Raw genomic sequence first — 13,697 nt, 5'->3', positions numbered from 1 at the left:
TTACCGTTCTCAGTTGCGCCGTCACAAACAGATATGACTACGCAGACTTAGATGTAAGCGGGCACCAAGCAATGCTTATGCTCGATGTGATATTCAAATTCTTCGCGGAAATGCTTCAGGAAGCCGCGTACCGGCATCGCTGCAGCATCACCAAGCGCACAAATCGTACGGCCCATGATGTTGCCCGCAACGGTATCCAGCAGTTCCATATCTTCCGGGCGGCCGTGACCTGTTTCGATCCGATGTACCAGGCGATACAACCAACCGGTACCTTCACGGCACGGGGTACATTGGCCACACGACTCTTCGAAGTAGAAGTACGACAAACGCTGCAACGACTTGACCATGCAACGGGTCTCATCCATGACGATCACCGCACCGGAACCCAGCATCGACCCGGCTTTGGCAATCGCGTCGTAATCCAGATCGGTATCCATCATGATGTCGCCGCGTATCACTGGCGCCGAAGAACCGCCGGGAATCACTGCTTTGATCTTCTTACCGCCGCGCATGCCGCCGGCGAGTTCCATCAGCTTGGCAAATGGCGTGCCCAGTGGCACTTCATAATTGCCTGGCAATTCAACATCGCCGGAGATCGAGAAAATCTTGGTGCCGCCGTTGTTAGGCTTACCTAATCCTGCATAGGCATCGCCGCCCATGTTCAACAGGAACGGGACCGCTGCGAAAGTCTCGGTGTTATTGATCGTGGTTGGCTTGCCGTACAAACCGAAGCTGGCCGGGAACGGCGGCTTAAAGCGCGGCTGTCCCTTTTTGCCTTCCAGCGATTCCAGCAATGCGGTTTCTTCGCCGCAAATGTATGCGCCGTAACCATGGAACGCATGCAACTGGAAATTGAAAGTGCTGCCGAAAATCTTGTCGCCCAGCGCACCCGCAGCGCGTGCTTCTTCCAGCGCTTCTTCGAAGCGTTCGTAACCGGACCAGATTTCACCGTGGATGTAGTTGTAGCCGACGCTGATACCCATCGCGTACGCACCGATCGCCATACCTTCAATCAGCGCATGCGGATTGTAGCGAATGATGTCGCGATCTTTAAATGTGCCGGGCTCGCCTTCGTCGGTATTGCAGACCAGATATTTTTGACCTGGGAATTGACGCGGCATGAAGCTCCATTTCAATCCGGTCGGGAAGCCGGCGCCGCCACGACCACGCAAGGAACCGGCTTTCAATTCTGCGATGATTTGTTCTGGTGTGATGCCTTCGCTCAGAATGCGCTTCAGCGCGGAATAACCACCGCGCTTGACGTAATCTGCGTAATGCCAGTTGTCGCCGTCCAGACCTGCAAGGATCAGCGGATTGATGTGACGATTGTGCAGACTGGTCATTTTGGGCTCACTTCGCTCAATTCCGCCAGCAAGCCGTCGATCTTGTCGTTCGACATCCAGCTACACATGCGCTTGTTGTTAACCAGCAGCACCGGTGCATCGCCGCAGGCGCCCATACACTCACCTTCGACCAGCGTAAACTGACCATCGGCGGTCGTTTCACGATAATCGATGCCTAGCTTGTGCTTCAGATGCGCGGCCGCCTTTTCGCCGCCGGACAACTGGCAGGGCAAATTAGTGCAGATCGTGATCTTGTGCTTGCCGACCGGCTTGGTGTTGTACATGTTGTAAAAGGTCGCGACTTCCTGCACCGCGATTGCCGGCATGCCGAGATAGTCGGCAACGTCCTGCATGGTTTCTGGCGACAGCCAGCCTTTTTCATCCTGTGCAATCGCCAACGCGCCCATCACTGCCGACTGTTTTTGGTCGGCAGGAAATTTTGCAACTTCGCGATCGATCTTTTTGTATGTATCTTGACTTAACAACATGTTGTTGGCCATTCGTACGCGGTGCTCTGCGCTGGTTATTGGTAAATTCACGGCAAGCACGCCGAAGCGCGCCAAACTCACGAAAACTTGCTTTCGCTTTGGGCAACTTCTATAAACCTGCTGCACGAACCAGTCTCGCATTTGCGATGCTCACCGTTCCTTCTACAGGACAGGGGTTGCAACATCGTCAATCCGAGGCCGCTCAGCTTTAGCTGAGACTACGGTTTTTAGAGCTGCCCTTAAGAACAAATTCTTAGCGGTCAATCTCACCAAACACAATATCTTGGGAACCGATGATGGTAACGGCATCGGCAATCATGTGCCCTTTGGCCATCTCATTCAAGCCTTGCAGATGCGGGAAACCAGGCGCGCGGATTTTCAGGCGATATGGTTTGTTGGCGCCATCCGAGACGATGTACACACCGAACTCACCCTTTGGATGTTCAACGGCAGCGTAGGCTTCGCCCGGCGGCACATGGAAACCTTCCGTGAAGAGTTTGAAGTGATGAATCAGCTCTTCCATGTTGGACTTCATGTCGACCCGCGACGATGGCGCCACCTTGTGGTTGTCCGTCATCACCGGACCTCCGTTGTTACGCAACCACTCTACACACTGCTTGATGATGCGATTCGACTGACGCATTTCTTCAACACGCACCAGATAGCGGTCATAGCAATCGCCACTTTTGCCAACTGGAATATCGAAATCCAGCAAGTCGTACACTTCGTACGGCTGCTGCTTGCGCAAGTCCCACTCGACGCCGGAACCGCGCAACATCGGGCCGGTAAAGCCCATCGCTTTGGCGCGTTCCGGCGAGACCACGCCAATACCGACCAGACGCTGCTTCCAGATACGGTTATCGGTCAGCAGTGTTTCGTATTCGTCGACGTACTTAGGGAAACGCACGGTGAAATCTTCAATGAAATCCAGCAACGAACCCTGGCGGTTTTCATTCAAGGCCTTGATGGCTTTCGCGTTGCGAACGATCGAAGCCTTGTGCTGCGGCATCTGGTCCGGCAGATCGCGGTATACGCCACCTGGACGGTAATAAGCCGCATGCATGCGCGCGCCGGAAACAGCTTCGTAGCAGTCCATCAAATCTTCACGCTCGCGGAATGCGTACAACAACACTGCCATCGCACCAACGTCCAGCGCATGCGCGCCTATCCACATCAGATGATTCAGCAGACGCGTGATCTCGTCGAACATCACGCGGATGTATTGTGCGCGCAAAGGAACTTCGAGGCCCAACAGACGCTCGATCGCCATCACGTACCCATGCTCATTACACATCATCGACACATAGTCGAGACGATCCATGTAGGGAACGGATTGCAAATAGGTTTTTTGCTCAGCCAGCTTTTCGGTAGCACGATGCAGCAAGCCGATATGCGGATCGGCACGCTGGATCACTTCACCATCCAACTCCAGCACCAGACGCAAGACACCATGCGCAGCCGGATGTTGCGGGCCGAAGTTCAGCGTGTAATTCTTAATTTCTGCCATTATTTGATCCCGTAATGTTCTTCGCGAATCACGCGTGGCGTAATCTCACGCGGGTCTATCGTTACGGGTTGATAAATCACGCGTTTTTGCTCAGGATCGTAGCGCATCTCGACATAGCCGGAGACGGGGAAATCTTTGCGGAACGGATGACCGATAAAGCCGTAGTCGGTCAAAATACGCCGCAAGTCGTTGTGACCTTCAAACAGGATACCGAAGAAGTCGAATGCTTCGCGCTCATACCAGTTGGCTGAAGGCCAGATGTCCATCAGCGATGCCAGCAAAGGCATCTCGTCGTCGGGCGCGAATACACGCACGCGCAAACGCCAGTTGTGCTCGATCGACAGCAAATGCGAGACTGCGGCAAACCGCGCACCGTCCCAAATACCGTCGCCATACGTCGAATAATCAACGCCGCACAAATCAATCAATTCTTCAAAGCGGGTATCGACATGATCGCGCAGCACGCGCATTGCCGACAAATAATTCGACGCCTTGACTACGATAGTGACTTCGCCGAAGGCAACAGTCAGACTTTGAAGATCATCGCCCAGCGCATTGCGCACAGCGGCTTCAAGGGTTTCCAGTTTCGTCGTCATTCTATTCTCTTAGCGCGCAATCGTATTGGTGCGGCGGATCTTGTTTTGCAGCTGAATGATGCCGTACAGCAGCGCCTCGGCAGTCGGAGGGCAACCAGGAACGTAGATATCAACCGGCACGATGCGATCGCAACCGCGCACCACCGAGTAGGAGTAATGATAGTAGCCGCCGCCATTCGCGCACGAGCCCATCGAAATCACCCAGCGCGGCTCCGGCATCTGGTCGTATACCTTGCGCAACGCCGGCGCCATCTTGTTGCACAGCGTACCTGCCACTATCATCACATCCGACTGACGCGGCGACGGACGGAAGATCACACCGAAACGGTCCATATCGTAACGCGACGCCCCAGCGTGCATCATCTCGACAGCGCAGCAAGCCAAACCGAACGTCATCGGCCACAAGGAGCCGGTACGCGTCCAGTTAATCAGCTTGTCAGCCGTAGTGGTAACAAACCCTTCGTTCAATACACCTTCAATTGACATGACTTACTCCCAATCCAGGGCGCCCTTCTTCCATATGTACCAGAAGCCGACCACAAATTCAGCGATGAATACCATCATCGTGATGAAGCCAGCCCAGCCGAGGTCACGCATAGCGACACCCCAAGGGAAGAAAAAGGCAGTTTCCAGATCGAACAAAATGAACAAAATGGCGACAAGGTAATACCGCACATCGAACTTCATGCGCGCGTCTTCGAATGCTTCAAACCCGCATTCGTATGGAGAAGTTTTTTGAGCATCGGGCCGGTGCGGCCCCAGAATACGACCGAGCAGTTGCGGCATTACACCAACCGCAATACCGATCAAGATGAACAACAAGACGGGAAAATAATTTTCGAGGTTCACGATTTTTCGCCAATAGTTTGAACGGTTAGCCGAATGATTTAAAGGCAAACACGAGAAGGCCATGACGGCACCCCAATGCATTCCACCCTCAAAATCAAGCACTATAAGTGCCTCGATAAAAAACCAGCGCAGAAACAACTTTCGCTGGCCTTCATAGTTTGGTGCCGACGGCGAGACTCGAACTCGCACAGCTTTCGCCACTACCCCCTCAAGATAGCGTGTCTACCAATTTCACCACGTCGGCATAAGACGCATATTTTAACCTGCTTTAGCACTTTTGTTCAATGCACAATTTGATTAAAACCCAGTAATTTACACTGGAAATTCTACTTATTTCGGGATTTGATTCGACTGATCGGGACTATGCGCTGGCGCAGCCGAATTTGCCGATGCCGCAGCTGCGCTTGCTGCCGGCGCAACTGCCGCCCCCGAACCCGGGACAGGAACTGCCGCCGGCACCGATGTCGCCGGAATTGCTGCAGCTGGAGCAGATACCGCAGGCAAGCTATCCATCACGCCACCAGTTGCTGCAGTGCGATGGCTACCCAAATACACCAATCCCAATGTTGCGCAGAAAAAAATCAGCGCCGCCAGACCAGTCGACTTCGACAGGAAATTGGATGAACCGGTAGCGCCAAACAAACTACCCGAAGCCCCCGAGCCGAAAGCCGCGCCCATGTCGGCACCCTTACCATGCTGCAATAGGACGAGACCAATAATCGTCAACGCCGACAAGACTTGAACGACGACGATGATAGTAAGTACTGTGTTCATTTAATGATTTTCCAATGGAGAGTTAATTCTGTATTTTTTTGCGATTCAACACTTCTTTAGCACTTGCCTATAGCCCCGAATCAGGTGCCCCGTCTATTCGCGACACCATGAAACCAAACAATTTTTTCGCTCTGATTTCCGCCGCCAACCGGAAGCGCGCCAACACACAACAATCAGGCTGCCGCAACGATGGAAAGAAAATCGGCAGCCTTCAATGCAGCGCCACCAATCAGACCGCCATCAATATCCGGCATTGCCAACAATTCGACCGCATTATCCGGCTTCATGCTGCCGCCGTACAAAATCTTTACAACCGCCGCAGATTCACCGCCCCTGATCGCCAGTCTGGCCCGCAAAGCCGCATGCACGTCTTGCGCCATCTGCGGCGTCGCTGTCTTGCCGGTTCCGATTGCCCATACCGGCTCGTAGGCAACCACGATTTTTTCCAGCGCCGAAACATCCAGCAACGCCAAGACGGCATCGAGCTGCTCACCAACCACCGCCTCGGTTTGCCCCGCCTCGCGCTGCGCCAATGTCTCACCGACGCAAACGATGGGCGTCAACCCTGCCTGCAATGCGCTTAACGCTTTTTGCGCCACCAATTGACTGGTTTCAGCATGATACGCACGTCGCTCGGAATGCCCAACAATCACATACTTGCAATCGAAGTCCAGCAACATCGATGCCGCAACTTCGCCTGTGTAGGCCCCGGATGGATGCACCGATACATCCTGCGCTCCCAAAGCCAACACCGTTCCGGCAAGTGCGGATTGACATTGCGCGAAATATGGCGCCGGCACGCACACCGCAACATCACAGTCGGACTGTCCAAGACCAGCCTTGATTTCAGCCAGCAATGCAGCGTTGGCAGCCAGGCTACCGTTCATTTTCCAATTACCAGCTACGAGCTTGCGGCGCATCATCGACAAAGTCCACTTTTTTAATAACCCGACATTCTAACGCGTGACGAGCAAAGTGGTCAAACCAGAGCGCTACGCGCCAACTATTTGCTACCGACCGCAACCGATCAGGCAGAAGCCATACAAATTATGTAAGAAACCCGATAAGCCGACCTGGCCTCTTAAGCAGCCAGGCGGCGCCGGAATACCCAGCGTCCGACATCAGAATCTTTCCCAACAAACCGATAACCCTCAACATCAAATTCTTTCAGTTGCTCAGGATCGGTCACTTTATGCACCGTCGCATAACGCGCCATCAAGCCGCGCGCGCGCTTGGCGTAGAACGAAATAATTTTGTACTTACCATTCTTCCAATCCTCAAATACCGGTGCGACGATGCTCGCTGCCAATACTTTCGGCCTGACCACCTTGAAATACTCATCCGATGCCAGATTTACCACTACGTCGGATTTCAGTTTGGCCAATTCCTGATTCAATGCCAGTGTTACAGTGTCATGCCAAAACGCATACAGGTTCTTGCCGCCGGCGTTAGCCAACCTGGTTCCCATTTCCAGTCGATACGGCTGCATCAGGTCGAGCGGTCGCAACATACCGTACAAGCCGGATAAAATACGCACGCGGCTTTGGGTGTAGGTCAACTGCCTGGCGCTCAGCGAGCCGGCATCCAGCCCTTCATAAACGTCACCGTTAAATGCGAGGATTGCCTGCTTGGCATTGCCACTACTGAATTTTTTGGACCAGGAAGAAAAACGCGTGACGTTCAGGTGAGCCAGTGCGTCAGAAATATGCATTAGCCCTCCTACCTCGGCTGGCGACAACTTTTTCAGTATGTCGATCAATTCTGCCGAGCGTGAAATAAAGTCAGGCAAGGTATGCACCTCAGTGGTCGGTGGTGTGGTGTAGTCGAGGGACTTCGCAGGCGATAAAACAATTAACATAGCTAATATCCAAACTTATGTATTCAAAAAGTAAACATACAGAAAAGAATTTTTCACTATGATACCGAAGCGCATGGTAATCGACACCAATGTCTGTTTAGATTTGTTTGTATTCCGCGATCCGCGCTGGTCGGCACTGCTGACAGCCCTGCAGTCCGGCACGGTCGAAGCGGTCACCCGCGCCGACTGTCGCATGGAATGGCAACTGGTTCTGCATTATCCGCACTTGCCGATTGACGACCAGACACGCCCCGCTATCAACGCCGAGTTCGATGCATTGATCAAATACATGGAGCCCGCGGCATTATCCCCCCGTACTGACATCCGCTTGCCAATCTGCTCGGATGCGGACGACCAGAAATTTCTGGAATTGGCCTTAGGCGCAGACGCGGCGACGCTGATTACCAAGGACAAGGCCCTGCTGAAGCTGGCCCGCAAGACTGCCAAGATCGGGCTTTTTGCCATCATCCCACCGCAGGCCTGGCGCACCCCATTGGTGTAATGGGGCGGCCCCTGTGCATTCGATAACAAACCGCTAAAATGCTCACTCAAGGCATTCCAACGCTCACGGCCCACACCTTTTACTGATTAGATACAAATGACTAAGCAGCCCAATGTCGCCGCATCGACGGCCTCCGTCCAGCCCCTGACAGCGCTCAACCTGAGATCCAAACTACCTGACGTCGGCACCACCATTTTCACCACCATGTCGGCGCTCGCCAGCGAAAAGAACGCAGTCAATCTGGGACAGGGGTTTCCCGACTTCAACTGCGATCCGGCGCTGGTCGAGGCAGTCAGCGAGGCGATGAAAAATGGTCTGAACCAGTATCCGCCCATGGTGGGCGTCCCAGCGCTGCGGTTAGTCATCGCTGACAAGATTGAAAAGCTATACGGCCACAGCTACGATCCCGCCACCGAGATTACCGTCACCGCCGGCGCTACCCAAGGTTTGCTGACAGCCATTCTGAGCGTTGTCCATCGCGGCGATGAAGTGATCGTCATCGAACCGGCTTACGACAGCTACGTACCGTCGATCGAATTGGCAGGCGGCAAACCCGTATTCGTCCAAATGACACTCGGGGCCAACGGCTATGCGGTGCCATGGGAGCAAGTCGCGGCAGCGGTCAGTCCGCGCACCCGATTAATCATCATCAATTCACCGCACAATCCAACCGGCAGCGTGCTGAACACTACCGATATTGCGGCGCTGGCTGACATTGTGCGCAGCACCGACATTCTGATCCTGTCGGACGAGGTATATGAACACATGGTGTACGACGGCCTCCGTCACGAATCCATCTGCCGTCACCCCGAGCTGGCAGCGCGTGCATTTATCGTCTCCAGTTTCGGCAAGACCTATCATGTCACTGGCTGGAAAATCGGCTTCGTCGCGGCACCTGCGGCACTTTCGGCAGAATTTCGCAAGGTGCATCAGTTCAATGTTTTCACGGTAAACACACCGGTTCAGCATGGCATTGCCCGCTACATGCAGAACCCGGCGCCGTATCTGGAACTGCCCGCTTTTTATCAGCGCAAACGTGACCTGTTCCGCACTGGCTTGCAAGATTCGCGCTTCAAATTATTGCCGTCGGATGGCACCTATTTTCAGTGCGTCGATTATTCGGCGATTTCTTCAGCCAGCGAAGTTGATTTCGCCACCTGGCTGACCAGCGAAATCGGCGTCGCTGCGATTCCTGTGTCGGTGTTCTACTCTACCCCGCGCGAGTCCGGCATTGTCCGTTTTTGTTTCGCCAAACAGGATCAGACCTTGCAACAGGCGCTACAACGTCTGGCCACCGTTTAACAAGAATCCGCTTGCCAGTACCCACTTACCACCCGCAAAGGAAATATTGATGATTGATGTCTATAGCTGGGCCACGCCTAACGGTCACAAAGTACATATCATGCTGGAAGAATGCGGACTGCCTTACCGCGCGCATGCAGTCGATATTGGTGCCGGCGACCAGTTCAATCCGGATTTCCTATCGATTTCACCCAACAACAAAATTCCGGCCATCGTGGACGAACATGGTCCTGACGGCAAACCGATTTCGCTGTTTGAGTCGGGAGCGATTTTGCTTTATCTGGCCAGCAAAACAGGCCAGTTCCTCGGGAACACCGATCGCGAACGATTCAAGACGCTGGAATGGCTGATGTTTCAGATGGGCGGCGTCGGTCCGATGCTGGGACAAGCACATCACTTCCGCATCTACGCGCCGGAACAAATCGCGTACGCAGTCAATCGCTATACCAACGAAGCCAGACGCCTGTATGGGGTTGTCGACAAGCAGCTTTCGCAGCACGCCTATCTGGCCGGCAACGAATATACGATTGCCGACATCGCCACTTTCCCGTGGCTACGTTCATGGAAAAATCAGGGCGTCGAATTGAGCGATTTCCCGCACTTGCATGCATGGTTTAACACCATCAGCGAACGCCCTGCCGTGAAACGCGGCGTCGAAGTGCTGGCCAGCCTGCGCAGGCCACTGACCGGCGACAAAGAACGAGACATCCTATTTGGCAATCAGCAATATCAGAAGCGATAAGCGGGAACGGTAAAATTAACTGGATATGGCCCGCAACGCAAATTGCGGGGAGCTTGCGCAGAACTCTTTTGTAGTGGAACCGGAGCAGCTTGACGCTGCTCCGGCGTTACCGACCTGACTCTTCCGGCGCAGGATAAGTAACGCTTACTATTTCCAGTTCATCCAGTCCGGCGGGCGTCATCAGCGTCACCGACTCGCCTTCGTGCGCCTTGGTCAGCGCGCGTGCTACCGGTGAAATCCAGCTGATTTTGCCGTTCAACGGATCCAGCTCATCGATCCCGACAATGGTGACCGTGTGTTCTTCATCAGCCTGATTTTGATAGGTCACGGTGGCCCCGAAAAATACCTGATCGCGGCCATGATGGACGCTGGGATCGACTATTTCCGCCTGATCCAGACGTTTGGTCAGAAACCGAATCCGCCTGTCGATTTCACGCAGGCGACGCTTGCCGTAAATATAATCACCATTCTCCGAACGATCGCCATTCGAAGCCGCCCAGGAAACTATCCGCACCACTTCCGGCCGGGCGTTATCAATCAAATCGAGCAACTCGGCTTTCATGCGCGCATGACCGGCAGGCGTCATGTAATTTTTGGTGCCAGCGGGGATAGGCGGCAACCCAAATTCCAGATGGTCGTCATCGCCGTCGGACTCTTTGACAAAAGCTTTATTCATACCCTGCATTGTAGTGCGATTCGGCCGTCCCCCGCAAAATTGCAAAGAGCCGCCAGACCACCAGCGTGCATCGGTAGTGAAACGGTAAAAAGTGCATTGCGGCTTCAAAAAACCAAACGCCGCATGGTAAAGTTGGCAGCGCAATCCTGCATCCTTCCGATTTGGACATCACGCCCTATGCCAGCAGATTCTCTCAGCTACCCTCGCCGCTACCGTATCGGCTTAGCCACCAGTCGCACGCACCAGGACGCCCCTAATTCAGCGCTGGCGCAGTTATTAAAAGGTAGCCGCGCCGCGATTGAACTGCATTTACAACCGGAATTGATCGTAGTCGGCCGCACGCTCGACGCCATGCGTCAACTCAACCTGCTGGACGGCTACCCGCATGTCGAACGGTTCCCGTACGGTCGTCAGGGCGGTTTGATGAAGCTGGTCTCACGGGTAGTTGACAGTGATCCGACCCGTACCCTGGATGCCGTGATTTACCTGATGGATCCGGTCGATCCATCGTCCACTTTTCCTGAGGCCGTGGCACTCAAACGGCAGTGCGTAATTCACGGCAAGCCCTTTTTATCGACCCTGGCCGGCGCCCGTGAATGGCTGGAGCTTGAGTCCACTGCATCCGGCGCAGCGCCGAATTTACAGCTCGATCCAACCTTCGACCTGGCCAATGAAGGCATCGCCCTGATTGCCCACGACGCGATGAAGGAACGCATGCTGGACATCGCCGAGCGCCACTTCGCCTTGCTGGATCAATTTGCGTTTCGTTGTGCCACCGGTACTACCGGCGGCCTGTTGAACAAGCTGGCGCAGAAAATCAAGGGCGAAGAAGCCGGGCGCAATTGGGTGAAACCGTTTTTGAGCGGTCCCATGGGCGGTGATGCACAGATCGCCGAACTGATACTGGATCGCCAGCAATGCCGCCGCGTGCTGTTTCTGGAAGACCCGCACGTCGCGCGCCAGCATGAGGCGGATATTCAGTTACTTGAGCGTGCGGCGCGCACTGTCACCGACTACGCGCTATGTATCAGCGATGCCGAATGCGGAGAACGTTGGCTGGATTTGTTGCAGAAGCGAGTGGCGATGCGGCTTGCCTGAATATCACCAGAACCGTTAAGTAGCGCTTAGGGTCCTGAGTTGTTATTTCAGGACCTAAGCACGTTAAACCCGTCGCGTGCCAGTGTTTACCGCCGCAGTCGCGCCGGATTCCAGTGTAAAACCTGCACCCGAATCAGTGCCCAGCGTCTTCACCAGATACGGCATCAACTCTTTCAGCAACGGTTCGAGTGTCCATGGCGGATTGATAACGAACATGCCGCTGCTGTGCAAACCGAAACCATCCGGCGACGGCGTCTTGACGGTCAACGTGACGTTCAGCCAGCCATTCGCCTTCAAACGCTTCAGTTTTTCCGGCATTTGACGCGATTCCATGCGATTCAGCACTGGATACCAGACCGCGTACGTGCCAGTTGAGAAGCGCAACAGCGCATCTTCCAGCGTATTCTTGACGAGACGATAATCGTCTTTCACCTCGTACGGTGGGTCGATCAACACCAGACCGCGCCGGGATGGTGGCGGCAATAAAGCCTTGAGTCCGATAAAGCCGTCGCCTTGCGTAATCATCACGCGTTTGCCACGACTGTTGCTACGCTCGCGCTGGGCATCCAGTTTGCGGAAATTATCCGTCAGAATCTTGCTGTCGCTAGGATGCAATTCGAACAGGCGCAAACGATCTTGTTCACGCATCGTTACATCGGCACAATACGGCGAGCCAGGATAAAAACGCAGCTTGCCATCCGGGTTCAGCTTGCGTACCACATTGACGTATTCGGCAATCGCCGGCGGCATATCCTTACGGCCCCAGAGTCGGCTGATACCCGTTTCGAACTCTGCATTTTTCGACGCATAACCACCATCCAGCGCGTACACACCGGCACCGGCGTGGGTGTCGATCACCGTGTAGGCGGTGTCCTTTTGGCCGAGGTAATCCAGCAACTGGATGGTCACGAGATGCTTCAGCACGTCGGCATGATTGCCTGCATGGAAAGCGTGGCGATAACTCAGCATAAAAATATCTATCTTGGTAAGGGGTGATTCCAAAGCACATCGGCGCCGCATTTGCCCATTTGCCTTCAAGTGACAAAACACGATCGGCCGCGATGGTACGTTGTATAGGGTCCGTTGCGATTTGCGCCCGGGCAGCAAGGCCTGCAAATAGCGGTTTTACAATGGAGAAGACCCGCATTTTAACAATTCCGGCGACACGATGGCAGATATCACCGATTATCGGCACGTTTGAAGCTGACGAGGCAGGACAATTCGGACAGGATAGTCGTTATCGCCCGCACTAACTAGTCTAACGTTGATTGCACTTTCAACATCTCCTCGGCGACTTTGGTGCAGGCGTCGATATGGCGATTTCCAATCGTACGGAAAGCCGCATAGCCAATCGCTGCCGAGACCATCTGCCCCGCTATCGGCACCAGCCTGATAGCGTTCTCGCTCACCAGCCTGACGCCGCTACGGGTCAGAATCGTGAGGAATAGTTCGCGCGTCACCACGCGTCCGATCAACGTGCTGCCAGCCCCGACGATGACGCTGTAGGTGGCGACCTTGAGCTTGGGCTGAAGACTGTCGATCTGTTCCGGCGTCAAGCCGAATTCGGCGTTAATGTCTTCAATCAAACGCGACAATAAATGGATGTCGATGGCAATATCGACACCAAACACCGGCAGCGCAGAAGCCCCGGCAGACCACAGCGCACGGCGCGCCACCAGGCTGCGGCAACGTTGACGCGCCGCCTGCAGCGCTTCATCCGAAGCCGGTATCAATACCTGGCTGACAACTTTCGGTTTAGTGCGACCACGCACCCATTTCTGTATCAACTTTGCACTTTGCCTTTAACGAAGCCGACGATGATGTCCAAATAATTCCGCTGATCAATCCGGCACGACGCATCCAATATAAAACAAACCATGTTGGTATGGAGCGAAAGCATCCGAAATAACAACATCTGGCAAAATAGATGTCTAAACGGTATTTTTAAAGTACCGCCATTCG

16 protein-coding genes and 1 tRNA gene are annotated in these 13,697 nt (G+C 54.2%); 4 read left to right on the top strand and 13 right to left on the bottom strand.

The features are described 5' to 3' along the window. Positions 1-47: 47 nt before the first annotated feature. The 10 genes from nuoF to yaaA form a co-directional block, all read right to left on the bottom strand. Entirely contained in the window at positions 48-1,343 is a 1,296-nt protein-coding gene (nuoF, locus tag AC3CHX_RS06935; RefSeq protein WP_488643331.1) for an NADH-quinone oxidoreductase subunit NuoF, read from the bottom strand. Next, positions 1,340-1,843: an NADH-quinone oxidoreductase subunit NuoE gene (gene nuoE, locus AC3CHX_RS06930; RefSeq protein ID WP_488644748.1), complete on the bottom strand. Its 504-nt coding sequence runs from the start codon at positions 1,841-1,843 to the stop codon at positions 1,340-1,342. The genes nuoF and nuoE overlap by 4 nt, the downstream gene beginning before the upstream one ends. A gap of 241 nt (positions 1,844-2,084) precedes the next feature. Next, positions 2,085-3,338 carry an NADH-quinone oxidoreductase subunit D gene (locus AC3CHX_RS06925; protein ID WP_488643330.1) on the bottom strand — a complete coding sequence of 418 codons (1,254 nt, stop codon included), beginning with the start codon at positions 3,336-3,338 and terminating at the stop codon, positions 2,085-2,087. Further along, positions 3,338-3,934: an NADH-quinone oxidoreductase subunit C gene (locus AC3CHX_RS06920; RefSeq protein ID WP_488643329.1), complete on the bottom strand. Its 597-nt coding sequence runs from the start codon at positions 3,932-3,934 to the stop codon at positions 3,338-3,340. The genes AC3CHX_RS06925 and AC3CHX_RS06920 overlap by 1 nt, the downstream gene beginning before the upstream one ends. Positions 3,935-3,943: 9 nt before the next feature. Then, positions 3,944-4,420 carry a NuoB/complex I 20 kDa subunit family protein gene (locus AC3CHX_RS06915; protein WP_014005578.1) on the bottom strand — a complete coding sequence of 159 codons (477 nt, stop codon included), beginning with the start codon at positions 4,418-4,420 and terminating at the stop codon, positions 3,944-3,946. A 3-nt stretch (positions 4,421-4,423) separates the two neighbouring features. After that, positions 4,424-4,783: an NADH-quinone oxidoreductase subunit A gene (locus tag AC3CHX_RS06910; protein WP_488644747.1), complete on the bottom strand. Its 360-nt coding sequence runs from the start codon at positions 4,781-4,783 to the stop codon at positions 4,424-4,426. A gap of 159 nt (positions 4,784-4,942) precedes the next feature. Continuing rightward, positions 4,943-5,027 (bottom strand) — tRNA-Leu (locus AC3CHX_RS06905). A gap of 86 nt (positions 5,028-5,113) precedes the next feature. Then, entirely contained in the window at positions 5,114-5,557 is a 444-nt protein-coding gene (gene secG, locus AC3CHX_RS06900) for a preprotein translocase subunit SecG (protein ID WP_488643328.1), read from the bottom strand. 173 nt (positions 5,558-5,730) lie between these two features. After that, positions 5,731-6,477 (bottom strand): triose-phosphate isomerase, encoded by a 747-nt coding sequence (tpiA, locus tag AC3CHX_RS06895; RefSeq protein WP_488644746.1) that lies wholly within the window; start codon positions 6,475-6,477, stop codon positions 5,731-5,733. Positions 6,478-6,638: 161 nt separating this feature from the next. Continuing rightward, positions 6,639-7,415, bottom strand: a complete 777-nt coding sequence (yaaA, locus tag AC3CHX_RS06890) for a peroxide stress protein YaaA (protein WP_488643327.1) — start codon at positions 7,413-7,415, stop codon at positions 6,639-6,641. Positions 7,416-7,473: 58 nt separating this feature from the next. On the opposite strand from yaaA, the gene AC3CHX_RS06885 reads away from it, so the two are divergent. The 3 genes from AC3CHX_RS06885 to AC3CHX_RS06875 all read left to right on the top strand — a co-directional run bounded on the left by AC3CHX_RS06885 (position 7,474) and on the right by AC3CHX_RS06875 (position 9,961). After that, positions 7,474-7,917, top strand: a complete 444-nt coding sequence (locus tag AC3CHX_RS06885) for a putative toxin-antitoxin system toxin component, PIN family (RefSeq protein ID WP_488643326.1) — start codon at positions 7,474-7,476, stop codon at positions 7,915-7,917. Between the two features lie 96 nt (positions 7,918-8,013). Next, the gene (locus tag AC3CHX_RS06880; protein WP_488643325.1) at positions 8,014-9,219 is read left to right on the top strand and encodes a pyridoxal phosphate-dependent aminotransferase; all 1,206 of its coding nucleotides are present in this window, start codon (positions 8,014-8,016) and stop codon (positions 9,217-9,219) included. A 49-nt stretch (positions 9,220-9,268) separates the two neighbouring features. Next, the gene (locus AC3CHX_RS06875) at positions 9,269-9,961 is read left to right on the top strand and encodes a glutathione binding-like protein (RefSeq protein WP_488643324.1); all 693 of its coding nucleotides are present in this window, start codon (positions 9,269-9,271) and stop codon (positions 9,959-9,961) included. A 106-nt stretch (positions 9,962-10,067) separates the two neighbouring features. Here AC3CHX_RS06875 and greB read toward each other — a convergent pair whose 3' ends face one another. Beyond that, positions 10,068-10,637 carry a transcription elongation factor GreB gene (gene greB, locus AC3CHX_RS06870; RefSeq protein WP_488643323.1) on the bottom strand — a complete coding sequence of 190 codons (570 nt, stop codon included), beginning with the start codon at positions 10,635-10,637 and terminating at the stop codon, positions 10,068-10,070. A gap of 177 nt (positions 10,638-10,814) precedes the next feature. On the opposite strand from greB, the gene AC3CHX_RS06865 reads away from it, so the two are divergent. Beyond that, a complete protein-coding gene (locus AC3CHX_RS06865) occupies positions 10,815-11,735 on the top strand; it encodes a methylglyoxal synthase (RefSeq protein WP_488643322.1) in 921 nt (306 codons plus the stop codon). A 63-nt stretch (positions 11,736-11,798) separates the two neighbouring features. On the opposite strand, the gene AC3CHX_RS06860 is transcribed toward AC3CHX_RS06865, so the two are convergent. Together AC3CHX_RS06860 and AC3CHX_RS06855 are read right to left on the bottom strand one after the other, a co-directional pair. Then, entirely contained in the window at positions 11,799-12,704 is a 906-nt protein-coding gene (locus AC3CHX_RS06860) for a 23S rRNA (adenine(2030)-N(6))-methyltransferase RlmJ (RefSeq protein ID WP_488643321.1), read from the bottom strand. A gap of 284 nt (positions 12,705-12,988) precedes the next feature. Beyond that, a complete protein-coding gene (locus tag AC3CHX_RS06855) occupies positions 12,989-13,522 on the bottom strand; it encodes a hypothetical protein (protein ID WP_488643320.1) in 534 nt (177 codons plus the stop codon). Between the last annotated feature and the right edge of the window lie 175 nt (positions 13,523-13,697).

It is taken from the genome of Glaciimonas sp. OK215 (genome assembly GCF_057787885.1).
The sequence above is the reverse complement of the archived record's forward strand: the minus strand, read 5'-3'. Positions and strand labels throughout refer to the sequence as shown.

Excerpts from the sequence above, each read along its gene's own strand:
- nuoF (WP_488643331.1), bottom strand. The coding sequence starts at position 1,343 with ATGACCAGTCTGCACAATCGTCACATCAATCCGCTGATCCTTGCAGGT.
- nuoE (WP_488644748.1), bottom strand. The coding sequence starts at position 1,843 with ATGGCCAACAACATGTTGTTAAGTCAAGATACATACAAAAAGATCGAT.
- AC3CHX_RS06925 (WP_488643330.1), bottom strand. The coding sequence starts at position 3,338 with ATGGCAGAAATTAAGAATTACACGCTGAACTTCGGCCCGCAACATCCG.
- AC3CHX_RS06920 (WP_488643329.1), bottom strand. The coding sequence starts at position 3,934 with ATGACGACGAAACTGGAAACCCTTGAAGCCGCTGTGCGCAATGCGCTG.
- AC3CHX_RS06915 (WP_014005578.1), bottom strand. The coding sequence starts at position 4,420 with ATGTCAATTGAAGGTGTATTGAACGAAGGGTTTGTTACCACTACGGCT.
- secG (WP_488643328.1), bottom strand. The coding sequence starts at position 5,557 with ATGAACACAGTACTTACTATCATCGTCGTCGTTCAAGTCTTGTCGGCG.
- tpiA (WP_488644746.1), bottom strand. The coding sequence starts at position 6,477 with ATGCGCCGCAAGCTCGTAGCTGGTAATTGGAAAATGAACGGTAGCCTG.
- yaaA (WP_488643327.1), bottom strand. The coding sequence starts at position 7,415 with ATGTTAATTGTTTTATCGCCTGCGAAGTCCCTCGACTACACCACACCA.
- AC3CHX_RS06885 (WP_488643326.1), top strand. The coding sequence starts at position 7,474 with ATGATACCGAAGCGCATGGTAATCGACACCAATGTCTGTTTAGATTTG.
- AC3CHX_RS06880 (WP_488643325.1), top strand. The coding sequence starts at position 8,014 with ATGACTAAGCAGCCCAATGTCGCCGCATCGACGGCCTCCGTCCAGCCC.
- AC3CHX_RS06875 (WP_488643324.1), top strand. The coding sequence starts at position 9,269 with ATGATTGATGTCTATAGCTGGGCCACGCCTAACGGTCACAAAGTACAT.
- greB (WP_488643323.1), bottom strand. The coding sequence starts at position 10,637 with ATGAATAAAGCTTTTGTCAAAGAGTCCGACGGCGATGACGACCATCTG.
- AC3CHX_RS06865 (WP_488643322.1), top strand. The coding sequence starts at position 10,815 with ATGCCAGCAGATTCTCTCAGCTACCCTCGCCGCTACCGTATCGGCTTA.
- AC3CHX_RS06860 (WP_488643321.1), bottom strand. The coding sequence starts at position 12,704 with ATGCTGAGTTATCGCCACGCTTTCCATGCAGGCAATCATGCCGACGTG.